We start from the raw sequence: 1,149 nt of genomic DNA, 5'->3' as shown, positions 1-1,149 counted from the left end.
ACCAGAGGTAAAGCGATGGTAAAAGAGAAGGCGCTGCCTAGTCCAGGTTGGCTGGTCAGCAACAGATTGCCTCCCAGCAAACCGACAATTTTTTTGCACAAATAAAGACCCAAACCGGTTCCCCCATATTTTCTGGTATGAGAGGTATCGGCCTGTTGAAACAGCTCAAAGATCAAAGCCTGCTTCTCCTCAGGAATGCCGATTCCGGTATCGGTCACCTTGAAGGTGATCTTTTCTGGCTGCTCGGCATCGGCATAGGCGGCAAGGGTGATGGAGCCATGTTCAGTAAACTTGATGGCGTTGCTGAGGAGATTGGTCAAAATTTGGCGCAGACGCAACGGATCCCCTCGACGGCGCAGTGCGGTCAACTCTTTGGTCTGCATCAGCAGCAGCACCCCTTTTTCTTTGACCATGAGTTGAAACATGCAGACCAAATTGCGCAACAGCTCTTCCAGATCAAACTCGATATTTTCCAATTCAATGGATTGGGCTTCCAGTTTGGTCAGATCCAGGAGATTGTTCAACAGCTCCAGCAACATGTTTGAGTTGCGCTGCAGAGCATGGATATAGGAGAGTTGCAGATCATCGCCGCCATCGGTAATCTGCTGCACCAAGACCTCAGACATGCCCATGATGATATTCATGGGGGTACGAATTTCATGGCTCATGGTGGCCAAAAATTCACTTTTGGCCTGGTTGGCAGCTTCGGCAGCCTGTTTGGCGGCCACCAGATTATCTTCTGCCTTTTTGCGCGCTGTCAGATCGACAATGGTTACCAAAACCCGACCCCAACTCTCTTCATAACCGGCCACCAGGACTGCATGAATCTGTACCCAGATCTGTTCCCCACGCAAAGTGCGTTGCACACTATCAGCCTGAAACATTCCTTGGCCGTGCCAAAAGGCCAGCAACTCTTCACAAAAGACAGCCAATGTTTCATTGGTGAAAAATTGTGTCAGGTTGCTGATGATCGCTTGCTGATTGGCTGCGCCATACAGATGAATGGTGCTTTGGTTGATATCGACGATGCGTACCAGTTGGGCGCATTGGCGTACCAGTGCGGGGTGGGCACGCAAATGGGTTGCCAAATCGCCAATGCCCTCTTTGTGCAGTTGTTCAAGAAAGAGTTTTACCGCACTAAAATCCTCT

1 protein-coding gene is annotated in these 1,149 nt (G+C 50.0%); it reads right to left on the bottom strand.

The window, feature by feature from the left end:
* Positions 1 to 1,149, bottom strand: a 1,149-nt coding sequence (locus EJP87_RS16825; protein ID WP_130472976.1) for a sensor histidine kinase, incomplete at both ends; no start/stop codon positions are given.

The organism is Candidatus Magnetaquicoccus inordinatus (assembly GCF_004217665.1).
Taxonomy (GTDB): domain Bacteria; phylum Pseudomonadota; class Magnetococcia; order Magnetococcales; family Magnetaquicoccaceae; genus Magnetaquicoccus; species Magnetaquicoccus inordinatus.
The sequence above is the reverse complement of the archived record's forward strand: the minus strand, read 5'-3'. Positions and strand labels throughout refer to the sequence as shown.